Below are 13,773 nucleotides of genomic sequence, written 5' to 3'. Positions count from 1 at the left end.
ATGGCATGGTCGAAAAGCGGGGCACGGGCCTCTGGTTGACCCATCTCGGGCTGATCGTCGGCATCGCCTTCATCTTTTTCCCGATCTGGCTGGCCTTCGTTGCCTCGACCGTCGAACAGCATGACATCGTGCGCCCGCCGATGCCGCTTTTGCCCGGCGACAAGTTTTTCGAGAATTACGCCAGGGCGCTGACCTCGGGCATCAATGCGCCGGTGGCGACGATGTTGTGGAATTCGCTGGTCATGGCGATGGGCATCGCGCTTGGCAAGATCGCCATCTCGCTGCTCTCGGCCTTTGCCATCGTCTATTTCCGCTTTCCGGGGCGGCAATTGTTCTTCTGGCTGATCTTCCTGACGCTGATGCTGCCGGTCGAAGTGCGCATCGTGCCGACCTATGAGGTGATCGCGAATTTCGGCATGCTGAACAGCTATCAGGGCCTGATCCTGCCGCTCATCGCTTCGGCGACCGCGACCTTTCTGTTCCGGCAGTTCTTCATGACCGTGCCCGACGAGCTGGCCGAGGCCGCCCGCGTCGATGGCGCGAAGCCGATGCGGTTTTTCTTCGACATCCTGCTGCCGATGAGCCGCACGAATATCGCCGCATTGTTCGTCATCCTCTTTATCTACGGCTGGAACCAGTACCTCTGGCCGCTTCTGATCACCACCGAACCGGAAATGAACACCATCGTCATGGGCATCAAGCAGATGTTCCCCTCGGGCGACGATTTTGCCCATTGGCCGACGATCATGGCGACGTCGATCCTTGCCATGGTGCCGCCGGTCATCGTGGTCATCGGCATGCAGAAGCTCTTTATCCGCGGCCTCGTCGAAAGTGAGAAGTAATGGCAACCGTCACCCTAGAGAACCTGAAGAAATCCTTCGGCAAGACCGAGGTCATCCAGGGCATCGACATCGACATCGCGGATGGCGAATTCGTCGTCATCGTCGGGCCTTCGGGCTGCGGAAAGTCGACGCTGCTGCGCATGGTGGCGGGCCTCGAGACGGCGACGTCGGGTGAGGTGCGGATCGACGGCAAGCGGGTCAATGACGTCGAGCCGATGGACCGCGACATCGCCATGGTGTTCCAGAACTACGCGCTTTATCCGCATATGTCGGTCTTCGACAACATGGCCTATGGGCTGAAGATCCAGAAGGTGGCCAAGCCCGAGATCGCCGAGCGGGTGCAAACCGCCGCCAAGCTCTTGCAGCTGGAGCCCTATCTGCAACGGAAACCGCGCGAACTTTCCGGCGGGCAGCGCCAGCGCGTCGCCATGGGACGCGCCATCGTGCGCAAGCCCGCCGTCTTCCTGTTCGACGAGCCGCTGTCGAACCTCGATGCCAAGCTGCGGGTGCAGATGCGTCTCGAGATCAAGGCCTTGCAGCGTGAATTGGGAGTGACCTCGCTTTACGTGACCCATGATCAGGTCGAGGCGATGACCCTGGCCGACCGGATGATCGTGATGAATGCCGGCGTCGCCGATCAGATCGGCGCGCCGCTGGATGTCTATGCCGATCCGGCGACCGAATTCGTGGCCGGGTTCATCGGCTCGCCGCCGACGAACTTCATCGACGCCGCCTTGCTGGACGGCGAGAGGGCGGGCCGGATCGGCATCCGCCCCGAGCATGTCCGCCTGGCCGAGCAGGGGCGGATCGAGGCGGTTGTCGTCTACGCCGAAGCCCTGGGGGCCGAGACGCTGGTGCATCTGCGCGCGGGGGACGGCCAGCAGATCACCGTTCGCCAGGAGTCCGGCCTGGCGATCCCGACCGAGGGCCAGAGCTGTGGCCTGGCCTGGGATTCGGCACAGGTGATGCGGTTTGACGAGGCCGGTCTGCGGCAGAGGTAGACCGCTCGCGGCAGCGGGCTGCGGCGGTGCCTCAGCCCTGCCGGGCCAGTCGCAGGATGGCGCGTTCGAGAACCGTGATCGCCACATCGAGATCCTCGGCGCTGGCAAATTCGTCGGGCCGGTGGCTGACGCCGCCGCGACAGCGGACAAAGAGCATCGACACCGGACAGAGATCGGCCATTGCCGAGGCGTCGTGGGTCGCGCCGGAGGGGATTGTCATCGGCCTGATGCCGTGGTCGCGGATGGCCTGTTCCAGCGCCTCTGTCAGCCTCGGGTCGCAGGTCGTCGCCGGCTGAACATAGGTGCGGCCGGCCTCGATTTCGCAGCCCGCCGCGGCGCAGATCTCTTGCGCGCGGCCGAGAATCCCGGTTTCAAAGGCGACGCGGGTGGCATCGCTGGCTGCGCGGATTTCGAGCGTGAAGCGCACCCGGGAGGGGATCGCATTGACCGCGCCGGGGCCGACCGAAATGCTGCCCACGGTGGCGCGGACTTCTGTTGCCATGGCTTCATCGCTGACCAGGGCAATGATCCGCGACGCGGCGACAAGCGCATCCTGCCGACCGGACATCGGCACCGTCCCGGCGTGGCCGGTGGTGCCGGTGACCATCACCTCGAAGCGGGAGATGCCGCAAATCGCGCTGACCGCGGCCACCGGGAGGTTCTCGGCTTCGAGCACCGGGCCCTGTTCGATATGGGCCTCGAGATATCCGGCAACCGTCGCCGGATCGCGGGCTATGCCAAGGCTCTGCGCGGCCTCGACGCCGAAGCTTGCCATCGCCGCGCGCATCGAGACGCCCTCGGTATCGGTCATCTCCAATGCGCCGGGATCGAGGGTTCCGGCCAGCGCGCGCGGGCCGATCAGCGCTGTGGGAAACCGTACGCCCTCTTCATCGGCGAAGGCCAGCACCTCGATTGCAAAGGGAAATTTCGGTATCTCGTGGCGCAGCGCCTCGGCCGCGAGGCAGCCGACGGCAATCCCCATGATCCCGTCAAAGGCCCCGCCCGAAGGCACGCTGTCCTGGTGCGAGCCAATCAGCAGCACCGGCTTGCCCTCGGGGTTCGGGCTGGCGCCGACAAGCGTGCCGGCGGCATCGCGCGTCACGTCGAGCCCGGCCGCCTGCATCCAGCCGGCGATTTCATCGCTGGCCACGCGGTGTTCCGGGGTCCAGGGCAGGCGGGTGACCCCCTCGGTCGTGGTTGACGCCTTGGCAATTTGCTGCAATCGGGCAGCAGCCTTGTCTCCGTAGGTCATAGCGGCCTTGAATTTATCATGATAAATGGGCTTGTATTACAGATACCCCGCCCAGACAGGAAAAAGCGAGGCATTTTTTGATGACACCCGGATCGCCCCGGCCCCAGGGACAGCCCCGCCGTTCGCGTCCGTTGCGCGTTGCCGATGCGATCAAGGATTGGGTGGTCGAGCGCGGATTGAAGCCGGGTGACCGGCTGCCCGGCGAGGCCGAGCTGATCGCGCAGTTCGGCATGTCCAAGGGCACGATCCGCGAGGCCATGCGGCTGTTGCAGGCGCAGGGCCTGGTGGAAACCAAGACCGGCCCGGGCGGTGGCAGTTTCGTTGGCGAGGTTTCGCGCGAGCGGGCGAATGCGCTTCTGGCGAATTACTTCTACTTTCGCGACGTCAGCATCGACGACATCTATCAGGTTCGCATCGCGCTGGAGCCGGAACAGGCGGCCAAGCTGGCCGGATGCCTGGCCGAGAGCCAACTGGCCGAGCTCGAGGCGATCATGGCGGAATATGCCGACCCGGCGGCGGATGCCGAGGAAGAGCGCCGCCAGCATGTGGCCTCGTTGCGGTTTCATGCGCGGTTGTCCGATTTCGGCCAGAACGCGCTGCTCAGCTTCTTCATCAACTTCATGTCGCAGATCCTCACCGATCTCACCGTCTACAAGCGGCTCTACAAGGCGCCCAACCACGATCTCTGGCAGCAGGGGCGTGACCACCAGGTCGATCTGATCGAGGCCTTGCGGCAGGGCGATGCCGACCGCGCCCGAGAAGTGATGCGCAGCCATATGGAAATGGCGCGCAGGTTGATGGAGGCGCAGGAGGCCGAGGTGATGAAACGGTTCATCGCGGAATGATCACGGCTCATAAGGCGTGGCGCGCTCGGGGTCTGCCAGCGTCGGCACATGCCGGACCCAGTTCGCATATTCGCCGGATGTGGCGTGGCGGTGCAGCTCGGCCAGCGCCTCCAGCGGCGCGGGCGCATAATCCACCCGCAGGGTGAGCGGCGGCCGCCTTCGTCCGACCACAAGCAATGCCGCCGACAAGAGCCCGCGACTGTCGCCGCCGGCCTGTGCGGCCGCGGTCAGGGCTGCCAGAAGCCGGTTGTCGAGCGCGCCGGTGGCGTTGGCAAATCCATCGAGGCAGGCGTCCAGCACCGCCTCGGATGCCAGCAGGTTGCCGGCCACGATCACCGACCGCGCGCGGCGCACGCCCGCCGTGGCAATGCTGTTGGCGCCGGTGAAATGGCCGGTGCCGCCGGCGGGATCGAGCGCGGAAAGCTGCCGCTCGGCGCGGCCGCTGTCGGCCCCGGTGATCTGCGCCACCGCGTCGTCCGCCGGCGTGCCGGCGCGCATACGGTCAAGAACATCGCTGCCCCACATGGTGCTGGGAAGCGAGCCTTGCGATGCCGACATGCCCGATTCGCCGTCTCCGCGCAGAACCCAGCCGCCGACGCAGAGGCTTCCGGTGGTGGCCGCTCCGCCGTAAGTGCCCGATTTTTCGTCATAAGCGAGGATCGAAATCGTCATCACGGTCTCCGTTTCACAGCCCGCTTGAATTTATCATGAAAATTTGGCCAGATGCAATTTATCATGATAAAATAGCCAAAACGCAAATTGCCAAGACGCAACAGGAGAGGAAACAGACATGTCGGTCTTTCACGTCACCCGCCGGGGGCTCATTGCCGCCGGCACAGCGCTGGCCCTGACATTGGGCCTGGCCGGCGGAGCCCAGGCCCAGACCCCGCCCGGCGTTCTCATCGTCGGCCAAATCGCCGAACCCAAGGCGCTTGATCCCGCCGCGGTGACGGCGGTCAACGATTTCCGCATCCTGATGAACGTCTATGACGGGTTGGTGCGCTACAAGGACGGCACGCTCGAGGTCGAACCGGCGCTGGCCACCGATTGGGAGATCAACGAGGACGGCACGGTCTATACCTTCACCCTGCGCGAGGGCGTGCGCTTTCACGATGGCAGCCCGTTCAACGCCGAAGCGGTGAAGTTCAACTTTGACCGGATGCTGAACGAGGACCATCCGTTCTACGACACCGGTCCTTTCCCGCTCTCCTTCTTCTTCTCGGCCGTCGAGACCGTCGAGGCGCTGGACGAGCAGACCGTGCGTTTCACGCTGAACGCGCCTTACGCGCCTTTCCTGTCCAACCTCGCCTATCCCACCGGGCTGATCGTCTCGCCCGCCGCGGTGGAACAGCATGGCGCGGACTTCGGGCGCAATCCCTCGGGCACCGGGCCGTTCCGCTTTGCCGAATGGCGCTCGAACGAAGCGGTGGTGGTCGAAGCCAACGCCGATTACTGGGACGGCGCGCCGGAATTGCAGGCCGTGGTGTTCCGCCCGATCACCGATGCCAACACCCGCACCGCCGAGATGCTGGCGGGAGGCATCGACCTGATGGTCGAAGTGCCGCCGGTCGCGCTCTCCGAATTCCAGGATGACAGCTACGCGGTGCATGAACAGGCCGGCCCGCATGTCTGGTTCCTGATCCTCAACGCCAAGGAGGGCCCTTTCGCTGACAGACGCGTGCGGCAGGCGGCAAACTATGCGGTCAACAAATCGGCGCTGGTGAGCGAGGTGCTGGAAGGCACCGCCGAAGTCGCCGCCGGTCCGACCCCGCCAGCCTTTGCCTGGGCCTACAATGAAAGCCTGGAGCCCTATCCCTATGACCCTGACAAGGCGCGCGAGCTGATCGCCGAGGCCGGCGCCGACGGCGCCGAGCTGACCTTTTATGTCACCGAGGGTGGCTCGGGCATGCTCGACCCCATCGCCATGGGCACCGCGATCCAGGCCGATCTGGAGGCGGTGGGCTTTGACGTCACCATCGAAACCTACGAGTGGAACACCTTCCTGGGCGAAGTGAACCCCGGCCTCGAAGGCAAGGCCGACATGGCCGAGATGGCCTGGATGACCAATGACCCCGACACGCTGCCCTTCCTCGCGCTGCGCACCGAGGCCTGGCCGGACAAGGGCGGCTTCAACTCGGGGTATTACTCCAATCCCAAGGTCGACGAGCTGCTCGAGGCGGCCCGCGTCGCAACCGATCAGGAGGAACGCGCGCGGCTCTACAAGGAGATGCAGACCATCGTGCAGGAGGATGCGCCCTGGGTCTTTGTCGCCAACTGGAAGCAGAATGCGGTGACCAGCGACCGGGTGGAGAATTTCACCCTGCAACCGTCGTTCTTCCTGCTGCTTGACGACGTGGCCAAGAACTGAGGCACCCCGCGTCCCGGACCTGGTCCGGGACCTCCCCCGGGGCCTGCCAAGAGGCCCCGGGCCAAGCCCGGCGCGCGCCGCTGCGCCCTGTCCCTGACCGCCCGGAGATCCGATGACCGGCTACATCCTCAAACGCCTGCTGTCCGCCATCCCGGTTCTGCTGGGCATCACGGTGATCGTCTTCCTGATCATGGCGCTGATCCCGGGCGATCCGGCGACCGCCATCCTGGGGAGCTATGCGACGCCGGAGAACGTCGAAAAGCTGAACCGTGACCTCGGCCTCGACAAGCCGTTGGTGCAGCAATATTTCATTTGGCTCGGCAATATGCTCCAGGGCGATTTCGGCACCTCCTTCGCGCTCAATCGCCCGGTGCTCGACGAGGTGCTGGAACGGTTCAACGGCACGCTTGTCCTTGCCGGCACCGCCTTTGTGCTCTGTTCCTTCTTCGGTGTCATGGCCGGGGTGATCTCGGCGGCCAATCAATACGGGCTGGCCGACAAGGCGATCACCTTTGTCGTCTTGCTGGGCATCTCGATCCCGTCCTTTTTCCTCGGCATGATGATGATCCTGTTCTTTGCGGTGAACCTGCGGTGGTTCCCGGTCTCGGGGATGTGGCCGATCTACGGCGACCGGACCTTCGGGGTGCTGCTGACGCATCTGGCGATGCCCGCGCTGGCGCTGGCCGTCGTGGCCACCGGGGTCATCGCGCGGCTGTCGCGGTCGGCCATGCTCGAGGTGCTGCGGCAGGATTTCATCCGCACCGCGCGGGCCAAGGGCGTGCACGAGCGTGGCGTGATCTGGCGGCACGCGCTGAAGGCGGCGATGGTGGCGATCATCCCGGTGCTGGGCATTCAGGCCGGTTTCGTGCTGTCCGGCGCGGTCTATATCGAGATCGTGTTCCAGTGGCCCGGCGTGGGCCGCATGCTGGTCGATGCGATCCTGAAGCGCGACATCCTTCTGGTGCAGGGCGGGGTGGTCTTTGTCGCCGCCTGTTACGTGCTGTTCAATATCGCGGTTGACGTGGCGCAGAGCCTGCTCGACCCAAGGATCAAGACATGACCGGCTTCCTGACACTTCTCGCCCGCAACCGGCTGGCGCTGGCCGGCGGCATCGTGCTGCTGCTGGTCGGACTGCTGGCGCTGGTGACACCGCTCCTGCCGCTGGCCGACCCGGATGTGACCAACACGTCGAACCGCTTCCGGCCGATCTTTTCACCAGATGCATTGCTGGGCACCGATCACCTCGGCCGCGATCTGCTGTCGCGGCTGATGTGGGGTACGCGGCTGTCGCTGGCGGTGGGGTTCGCGGCGGCCATCGTCGCCGCCACCCTCGGGGCGGCGATCGGTATCATCGCCGGGTATTACGGCGGCCGCACCGACAATGTTATCATGCGCGGCGTCGACATGCTGATGGCCTTTCCCTACATCCTGCTGGCGCTGGCCATCGTCGCGGCGCTCGGGCCGGGGCTGCTGAATGCGCTGATCGCGGTGGCCGCCGTCAACGTGCCGTTCTTTGCCCGCAACATCCGCGGCATCACCGTGGGCATCGCGCACAAGGAATTTGTCGATGCCGCACGGCTGGCGGGGCTGTCGAACACCCGGATCATCCTGTCGGAGATCCTGCCCAACGTGGTGCCGGTGATTGTCATCGCCATGTCCACCACCATCGGCTGGATGATCCTGGAGACCGCGGGGCTGAGTTTTCTCGGGCTCGGCAGCCAGCCGCCGCAGGCCGACCTGGGCTCGATGCTGGGCGAGGCGCGGTCGGCGCTGATCACCAACCCGCATACCTCGATCGTGCCGGGGATGATGATCCTGATCATCGTGATGGCGATCAACCTGCTGGGCGACGGGGTTCGCGACGCGCTTGACCCGCGCCTGAAATCGGGCGCGCTGTCGCGGCCGATGGCGGCCACCCGCGTCGACCGCAAGGCCCCGGTGCCCGCGCCGACGGGTGCCGGGCTGCTGGACGTGCAATCGCTGGAGACGCAATTTCACGTCAAGGATCGGGTCTACCGCGCGGTCGGCGGGGTCGATCTGCACGTGGAAAAGGGCGAATGTCTCGGCATCATCGGCGAAAGCGGTTCGGGCAAATCCGTCACCGCGCTCTCGGTCATGGGGCTGGTCGCCTCGCCGCCCGGCGTGGTGACCGGCGGTGCGGTGTATTACGATGGCGAAGATCTGATCGGCGCGCCGTACCGGCGGCTGCGCGAGATGCGCGGGCGCAACGTCGCCTATATCTTCCAGGATCCGCTGGCCACGCTGCATCCGCTGTACCGCGTCGGCGATCAACTGATCGAGGCGATCCGCGCCCATCGGCCCATCGGCAAGGCGGAAGGGCGCGCGAAGGCGGTGGACCTGCTCAGGGCAGTGCGCATCCCCAATGCCGAGACGCGCATTTCCGATTATCCGCACGAGATGTCGGGCGGCATGCGTCAGCGGGTCGGCATCGCCATGGCGCTGGCCAATGATCCCGATATCATCATCGCCGACGAGCCGACCACCGCGCTGGATGTCACCGTGCAGGCGCAGGTGTTGACGATTCTCGACGACCTGCGGCGTTCGCGCGGGCTTGCCATCGTCTTTATCACCCATGATTTCGGCGTCGTGGCACAGCTCTGCGACCGGGTGGCGGTGATGTATGCCGGGCGGATCGTCGAAGAGGGGCGGACCGCCGAAATCCTCGATGCGCCGCGCCACCCCTATACCGCCCGACTGATGGCTTGCGTGCCCGAACTGGGCGGCGGCAAGCGGCGGCTGGAGGCCATCGCGGGGCTGCCGCCAGCGGTGAACAAGCTGCCACCGGGGTGCGCCTTTGCGGAACGCTGCACCAGGGTGCAGGAGGATTGCCGCCAGGGGCACATCCCCCTGGCGCGCGCCGGCGGGCATGGGGTGCGCTGCCTGCATCCGATCGATGACAGCCGGGAGGCGGCCCAATGACCCAGGCGCTGAAGCTCACAGACCTGTCCAAGACCTTCCCTGTGGGGCGCCGGCTTTTCGGCGGGCCCAAGGGATCGGTCAAGGCGGTGCATCCGCTGTCCCTGACGGTGCATCAGGGTGAAACGCTGGGCATCGTCGGCGAATCCGGCTGCGGCAAGTCGACCCTGGCCCGGATGCTGGTCGGGCTGCTGGAGCCCACCACCGGGCAGATCGAGATCGAGGGCGCCGCACTCGATACCGCCGATCCGGCCGCGTTCGGCAAGCGCATCCAGTATGTCTTTCAGGATCCGATTTCCTCGCTCAACCCGCGCAAGACCATCCGCCAGATCATGGAGGCCCCGCTCAAGCGGCTGCACGGGATGCCCGCCGCCGAGCGCCGTGCCCGCATTTCCGAGATCTTCGACAGCGTGAACCTGCGCGAGGAATTCCTCGACCGTTACCCGCATGAATTTTCCGGCGGCCAGGCCCAGCGCATCGGCATTGCCCGCGCGCTCGCAGCCCAGGCGCGCATCCTGATCCTCGACGAGCCGGTCTCGGCGCTCGATGTCTCGGTCCAGGCCCAGGTGCTGAACCTCCTGGCCGACCTGCGGCGCGACTTCGACCTGACCTATCTCTTCATCAGCCACGATCTGGCGGTGGTCGAGGCAGTCAGCGACCGGATCGCGGTGCTCTATTTCGGCGCGGTGGTCGAAATCGGCCCGGCGGAAGAGGTCTTTGCCAACCCCAGCCACCCCTATACCCGGCTGCTGGCCGACAGCGCGCCGGTGGTGGGGCGGCCGCTCTCTGCGCCCGAGGCGGAGGGCACCGAGCTGCCCGACCCGCTGAACCCGCCCCCGGGCTGCGCCTTTGCCGCCCGCTGCCCGAGGGCGACCGAGCGATGCCGGACCGAGACGCCGCGCCTGTCGCCGGTGGGTCCGCGAACCGAAGCCGCCTGTTTCCATCCCCTGTCCGAGTGACCGGGGGATCTATGACTGGATCGCCGGCCCCGGCTGGAGCGCGGTTTGGTGCTGGGCATTACCCTACGTGTGCCCGGCCAGAACTGACACCGCCTGGCCGGACTCGGGGGCTCAGCCCATGCGCTCGCTCGAATAGCTGCCGGGCGAGGCGGGAAAGACCACCGTCTTGTTGCCGTTGAGAAAGACCCGGTGGTGGGCATGGGCGTGGATCGCCCGGGCCAGCACCTGGCTTTCGACGTCGCGCCCGAGGCTGACGTAGTCGGCCGCCGATTGCGCGTGGGTGATGCGCACGATGTCTTGCTCGATGATCGGCCCCTCGTCGAGATCGGCGGTGACGTAATGCGAGGTCGCGCCGATCAGCTTCACCCCACGCTCGAAGGCCTGCTTGTAGGGGTTCGCGCCCTTGAACGACGGCAGGAACGAGTGGTGGATATTGATGATCCGCCCCGACATCTTCTGGCACATCTCGTCCGACAGGATCTGCATGTAGCGCGCCAGCACGATCAGCTCGGCGCCGGTCTCCTCGACCACCTTCATGATTGCCGCCTCGGCCTGCGGCTTGTTGTCCTTGGTGACCTTGATGCAGTGGAACGGGATGTCAGCGTTCACCACCGGTTTCTGGTAATCCATGTGGTTCGAGATCACCGCCACCACCTCGACCGGCAGGGCGCCGATCCTGACCCGGTAGAGCAGGTCGTTCAGGCAATGGCCGAAACGCGACACCATGATCGCGACCTTCATCTTGCGGCTTTCGTCGTGGAATTCGTAGGTCATGCCGAAGGGCTCGGCGATCTCGGCAAAGCCTTCGGCCAGGGCCGCGAGATCCGAGCCGTTCTCGGGGGTGAAGCTGACCCGCATGAAGAAATAGCCGGTTTCCTGATCGTCGAACTGCGACGCATCGGTGATATTGCAGGTCTTGTCGGTCAGGAATGTCGAGATCGCGGCGACGATGCCGCGGCGTGACGGGCAGGTGACGGTGAGACAGTATTTGGTCATGGGGCGATCCTGTTGGTCAAGAGTAGGCGCGCGTTGGCGGGTTGGCGGCGGGCACGGGCCATGTGCCGCGCCGCCCGGTGGGTCAGACCTTCACGCGTTCGGATTTCGGGTCGTAGAGCGGCTTGAGCGAGGCGGTGGCGGCCACGCGGCTTCCGGCGATCTCGATCTCGTAGCGCGAGGCCAGCACATCTGCCGCGGTTTCGCCGGCGCTGGGTACATAGCCCAGACCCACGGCACCGCCGAGGTGATGGCCGTAGCTACCCGAGGTCAGAAAGCCCACGATGTCGCCATCGCGCAGGATCGGTTCGGCATGATAGAGCAGCGGTTCGGGGTCTTGCAGCAGGAATTGCACCATCCGGGTCTGCAAGCCCTGCTCGCGCTTGCGCTCCACCGCGTCGCGGCCGATGAAGGAGACGTTGTTCTTCTTGACCGCAAAGCCCAGCCCGGCCTCGAGCACGTGATCCTCGGACGAGATATCATGGCCGAAGTGGCGGAAACCCTTTTCGATCCGGCAGCTGTCCATCATGTGCAGCCCGCACAGCCGCGCGTCCATCTCGCGCCCGGCCTCGTGCAGCACCTCGAAGACATGCGCCGCCATGTCGGCAGAGACATAGATCTCCCAGCCCAGCTCGCCGACATAGGTCACGCGGTGGGCGCGGGCCAGACCCATGCCGATCTCAATCTCCTGCGCGGTGCCAAAGGGGTTGGCGGCGTTGGAGAAATCGTTGGGCGACACCCGCTGCAACAGCGCGCGCGACTTCGGCCCCATGACGCAGATCACCGCCTCGGCGGCGGTGATGTCGGTGACCACCACGCGGTGATCGCCCACATGCCGCCGCAGCCATGTCTCATCGGCCAACCGGGTGGCGGCCGGGGTCACCACGAGGTAGGCGGTCTCGCTCAGACGGGTGATCGTCACGTCGGCCTCGATCCCGCCCCGGCTGTTGAGCAACTGGCTGTAGACGATCTTGCCCACGGGCACCGAAAGGTTGCTGGCCGCGACATGGTTGAGAAAGGCCTCGGCGTCGGGCCCCTCGACGCGGATCTTGCCAAAGGAGGACATGTCGTAAAGCCCGACATTCTCGCGGATCGCCTTGTGTTCGCGGGCGGCATTGCCGAACCAGTTCTGCCGCTTCCACGAATACTCATAGGCCGGCGTCTGGCCGCTGTCGGCGAACCAGTTGGCGCGTTCCCATCCGGCGATCTCGCCCATCACCGCACCCTCGCGCAGCAGGGTCTCGTGCAGCGGCGAGCGGCGGATGCCGCGTGCGGTGGCTTTCTGACGATAGGGGAAATGGTCGGCGTAGAGCAGGCCCAGCGTTTCCTTGGAGCGTTCGAACAGGTAGTGCCGATTGCCCTGGAACGGCTGCATCCGCGCAATATCGACGTCGCCCAGATCGAAGGGCTTTTCGCCGCTGTCCATCCATGACGCCAGCGCCATGCCGGCGCCGCCCGCCGACTGGATGCCGATCGAGTTGAAGCCGGCGGCGACCCAGACATTGTCCATCTCGGGCGCCAGTCCCAGGTGATAGGCGTCGTCGGGGGTGAAGCTTTCGGGGCCGTTGAAAAAGGTGTGGATGCCCGCCTCGGCCAGAAGCGGCATGCGGTTCACCGCCTGTTCGAGGATCGGCTCGAAATGGTCGAAATCCTCCGGCAGCTGGTCGAACTCGAAGCTTTCGGGGATGCCTGCCATGCCCCAGGGCTTGGCCACCGGCTCGAAGGCGCCGAGCAGGATTTTCCCGGCGTCTTCCTTGTAATAGGCGCATTCCTCGGGCACCCGCAGCACCGGTAGCTGGGACAGCCCGGGAACGGTATCGGTGACGATGTAGAAGTGTTCGCAGGCATGCAGCGGCACGTTGACGCCCATCTGCCGGCCAACCTCATGGCCCCACATGCCGGCGCAGTTGACCACGTGATCGCAGGTGATTGTACCGCTTTCGCCCTCGGCCTCCCAGTGGACACCGGTGATCCGACGGGCGTCGCGGACAAAGCCGGTGACCTTGGTACGCTCCAGCACCTGCGCACCGCGCTGGCGGGCGCCACGGGCCATGGCCAGCGCGATATTGGCCGGGTCGCCCTGGCCGTCCTTGTCGAGATAGACCGCCGCCTTGACGTCCTCGGCATTGACATGCGGATAGCGGGTTTTCAGCTCAGCGGGGCTGATTTCCTCGACTTCGACGCCGAAGGCGCGCGCCATCGAAGCCTGGCGCAGGATTTCCTCGCGCCGCTCGTCCGACAGCGCCACGGTGATCGAGCCATTGCGGCGAAAGCCGGTGGCGACGCCGGTCTCGGCCTCAAGCTGGCCGTAAAGCTCCTGGCTGTACTTGGCCAGCCGGGTCATGTTCTCGGTCGCGCGCAGCTGGGCGATCAGCCCGGCGGCGTGCCAGGTTGTGCCCGAGGTCAGCTGCTTGCGTTCGAGCAGCACCACATCGGTCCAGCCGAGCTTGGTCAGGTGATAGGCCACCGAACAGCCTATGACGCCGCCGCCGACAATGACGACACGGGCGTTTTCAGGGGGGAGAGCCATGGGCGAGGGTCCTTCGTTCTGGCCGCGCTGGAGGGGCGGCACCGGG

At 65.6% G+C, this 13,773-nt stretch carries 11 protein-coding genes; 7 read left to right on the top strand and 4 right to left on the bottom strand.

Going from position 1 to position 13,773, the window contains the following annotated elements:
- Nucleotides 1–5: 5 nt before the first annotated feature.
- Nucleotides 6–842: a sn-glycerol-3-phosphate ABC transporter permease UgpE gene (gene ugpE / locus BMW90_RS19230; RefSeq protein WP_048534719.1), complete on the top strand. Its 837-nt coding sequence runs from the start codon at nt 6–8 to the stop codon at nt 840–842.
- On the top strand, nt 842–1,843 hold the full coding sequence (locus BMW90_RS19225; RefSeq protein ID WP_074838133.1) for an ABC transporter ATP-binding protein: 1,002 nt from the start codon (nt 842–844) through the stop codon (nt 1,841–1,843). The genes ugpE and BMW90_RS19225 overlap by 1 nt, the downstream gene beginning before the upstream one ends.
- Before the next feature lie 31 nt (nt 1,844–1,874).
- Here the strand turns inward: BMW90_RS19225 and BMW90_RS19220 are convergent, their stop codons facing one another.
- Nucleotides 1,875–3,095, bottom strand: coding sequence for a M20 family metallo-hydrolase (locus tag BMW90_RS19220; RefSeq protein WP_074838131.1), 1,221 nt, complete (start codon nt 3,093–3,095; stop codon nt 1,875–1,877).
- Between the two features lie 80 nt (nt 3,096–3,175).
- Here BMW90_RS19220 and BMW90_RS19215 point away from each other — a divergent pair, with 80 nt between their 5' ends.
- Nucleotides 3,176–3,940 carry a FadR/GntR family transcriptional regulator gene (locus tag BMW90_RS19215; protein ID WP_244526551.1) on the top strand — a complete coding sequence of 255 codons (765 nt, stop codon included), beginning with the start codon at nt 3,176–3,178 and terminating at the stop codon, nt 3,938–3,940.
- Here BMW90_RS19215 and BMW90_RS19210 read toward each other — a convergent pair whose 3' ends face one another.
- The gene (locus BMW90_RS19210) at nt 3,941–4,612 is read right to left on the bottom strand and encodes a DUF1028 domain-containing protein (RefSeq protein WP_074838125.1); all 672 of its coding nucleotides are present in this window, start codon (nt 4,610–4,612) and stop codon (nt 3,941–3,943) included.
- Nucleotides 4,613–4,730: 118 nt separating this feature from the next.
- Between BMW90_RS19210 and BMW90_RS19205 the strand changes: the two genes are divergently transcribed.
- The 4 genes from BMW90_RS19205 (at nt 4,731) to BMW90_RS19190 (ending at nt 10,204) form a co-directional block, all read left to right on the top strand.
- Nucleotides 4,731–6,308, top strand: a complete 1,578-nt coding sequence (locus BMW90_RS19205; protein WP_048534729.1) for an ABC transporter substrate-binding protein — start codon at nt 4,731–4,733, stop codon at nt 6,306–6,308.
- 112 nt (nt 6,309–6,420) lie between these two features.
- A complete protein-coding gene (locus BMW90_RS19200) occupies nt 6,421–7,368 on the top strand; it encodes an ABC transporter permease (RefSeq protein ID WP_048534731.1) in 948 nt (315 codons plus the stop codon).
- Nucleotides 7,365–9,248: a dipeptide/oligopeptide/nickel ABC transporter permease/ATP-binding protein gene (locus BMW90_RS19195; protein WP_074838123.1), complete on the top strand. Its 1,884-nt coding sequence runs from the start codon at nt 7,365–7,367 to the stop codon at nt 9,246–9,248. The genes BMW90_RS19200 and BMW90_RS19195 overlap by 4 nt, the downstream gene beginning before the upstream one ends.
- Nucleotides 9,245–10,204 carry an ABC transporter ATP-binding protein gene (locus BMW90_RS19190; protein WP_074838120.1) on the top strand — a complete coding sequence of 320 codons (960 nt, stop codon included), beginning with the start codon at nt 9,245–9,247 and terminating at the stop codon, nt 10,202–10,204. The genes BMW90_RS19195 and BMW90_RS19190 overlap by 4 nt, the downstream gene beginning before the upstream one ends.
- A gap of 111 nt (nt 10,205–10,315) precedes the next feature.
- Here the strand turns inward: BMW90_RS19190 and purU are convergent, their stop codons facing one another.
- On the bottom strand, nt 10,316–11,200 hold the full coding sequence (gene purU, locus BMW90_RS19185; RefSeq protein WP_048534737.1) for a formyltetrahydrofolate deformylase: 885 nt from the start codon (nt 11,198–11,200) through the stop codon (nt 10,316–10,318).
- 82 nt (nt 11,201–11,282) lie between these two features.
- Nucleotides 11,283–13,727, bottom strand: a complete 2,445-nt coding sequence (locus BMW90_RS19180) for a GcvT family protein (protein WP_074838118.1) — start codon at nt 13,725–13,727, stop codon at nt 11,283–11,285.
- Between the last annotated feature and the right edge of the window lie 46 nt (nt 13,728–13,773).

The organism is Marinovum algicola (genome assembly GCF_900109145.1).
Lineage (GTDB): Bacteria > Pseudomonadota > Alphaproteobacteria > Rhodobacterales > Rhodobacteraceae > Marinovum > Marinovum algicola.
The sequence above is the reverse complement of the archived record's forward strand: the minus strand, read 5'-3'. Positions and strand labels throughout refer to the sequence as shown.

Coding starts and splice junctions, on each gene's coding strand:
- ugpE (WP_048534719.1), top strand. CDS start 6: ATGGTCGAAAAGCGGGGCACGGGCCTCTGGTTGACCCATCTCGGGCTG.
- BMW90_RS19225 (WP_074838133.1), top strand. CDS start 842: ATGGCAACCGTCACCCTAGAGAACCTGAAGAAATCCTTCGGCAAGACC.
- BMW90_RS19220 (WP_074838131.1), bottom strand. CDS start 3,095: ATGACCTACGGAGACAAGGCTGCTGCCCGATTGCAGCAAATTGCCAAG.
- BMW90_RS19215 (WP_244526551.1), top strand. CDS start 3,176: ATGACACCCGGATCGCCCCGGCCCCAGGGACAGCCCCGCCGTTCGCGT.
- BMW90_RS19210 (WP_074838125.1), bottom strand. CDS start 4,612: ATGACGATTTCGATCCTCGCTTATGACGAAAAATCGGGCACTTACGGC.
- BMW90_RS19205 (WP_048534729.1), top strand. CDS start 4,731: ATGTCGGTCTTTCACGTCACCCGCCGGGGGCTCATTGCCGCCGGCACA.
- BMW90_RS19200 (WP_048534731.1), top strand. CDS start 6,421: ATGACCGGCTACATCCTCAAACGCCTGCTGTCCGCCATCCCGGTTCTG.
- BMW90_RS19195 (WP_074838123.1), top strand. CDS start 7,365: ATGACCGGCTTCCTGACACTTCTCGCCCGCAACCGGCTGGCGCTGGCC.
- BMW90_RS19190 (WP_074838120.1), top strand. CDS start 9,245: ATGACCCAGGCGCTGAAGCTCACAGACCTGTCCAAGACCTTCCCTGTG.
- purU (WP_048534737.1), bottom strand. CDS start 11,200: ATGACCAAATACTGTCTCACCGTCACCTGCCCGTCACGCCGCGGCATC.
- BMW90_RS19180 (WP_074838118.1), bottom strand. CDS start 13,727: ATGGCTCTCCCCCCTGAAAACGCCCGTGTCGTCATTGTCGGCGGCGGC.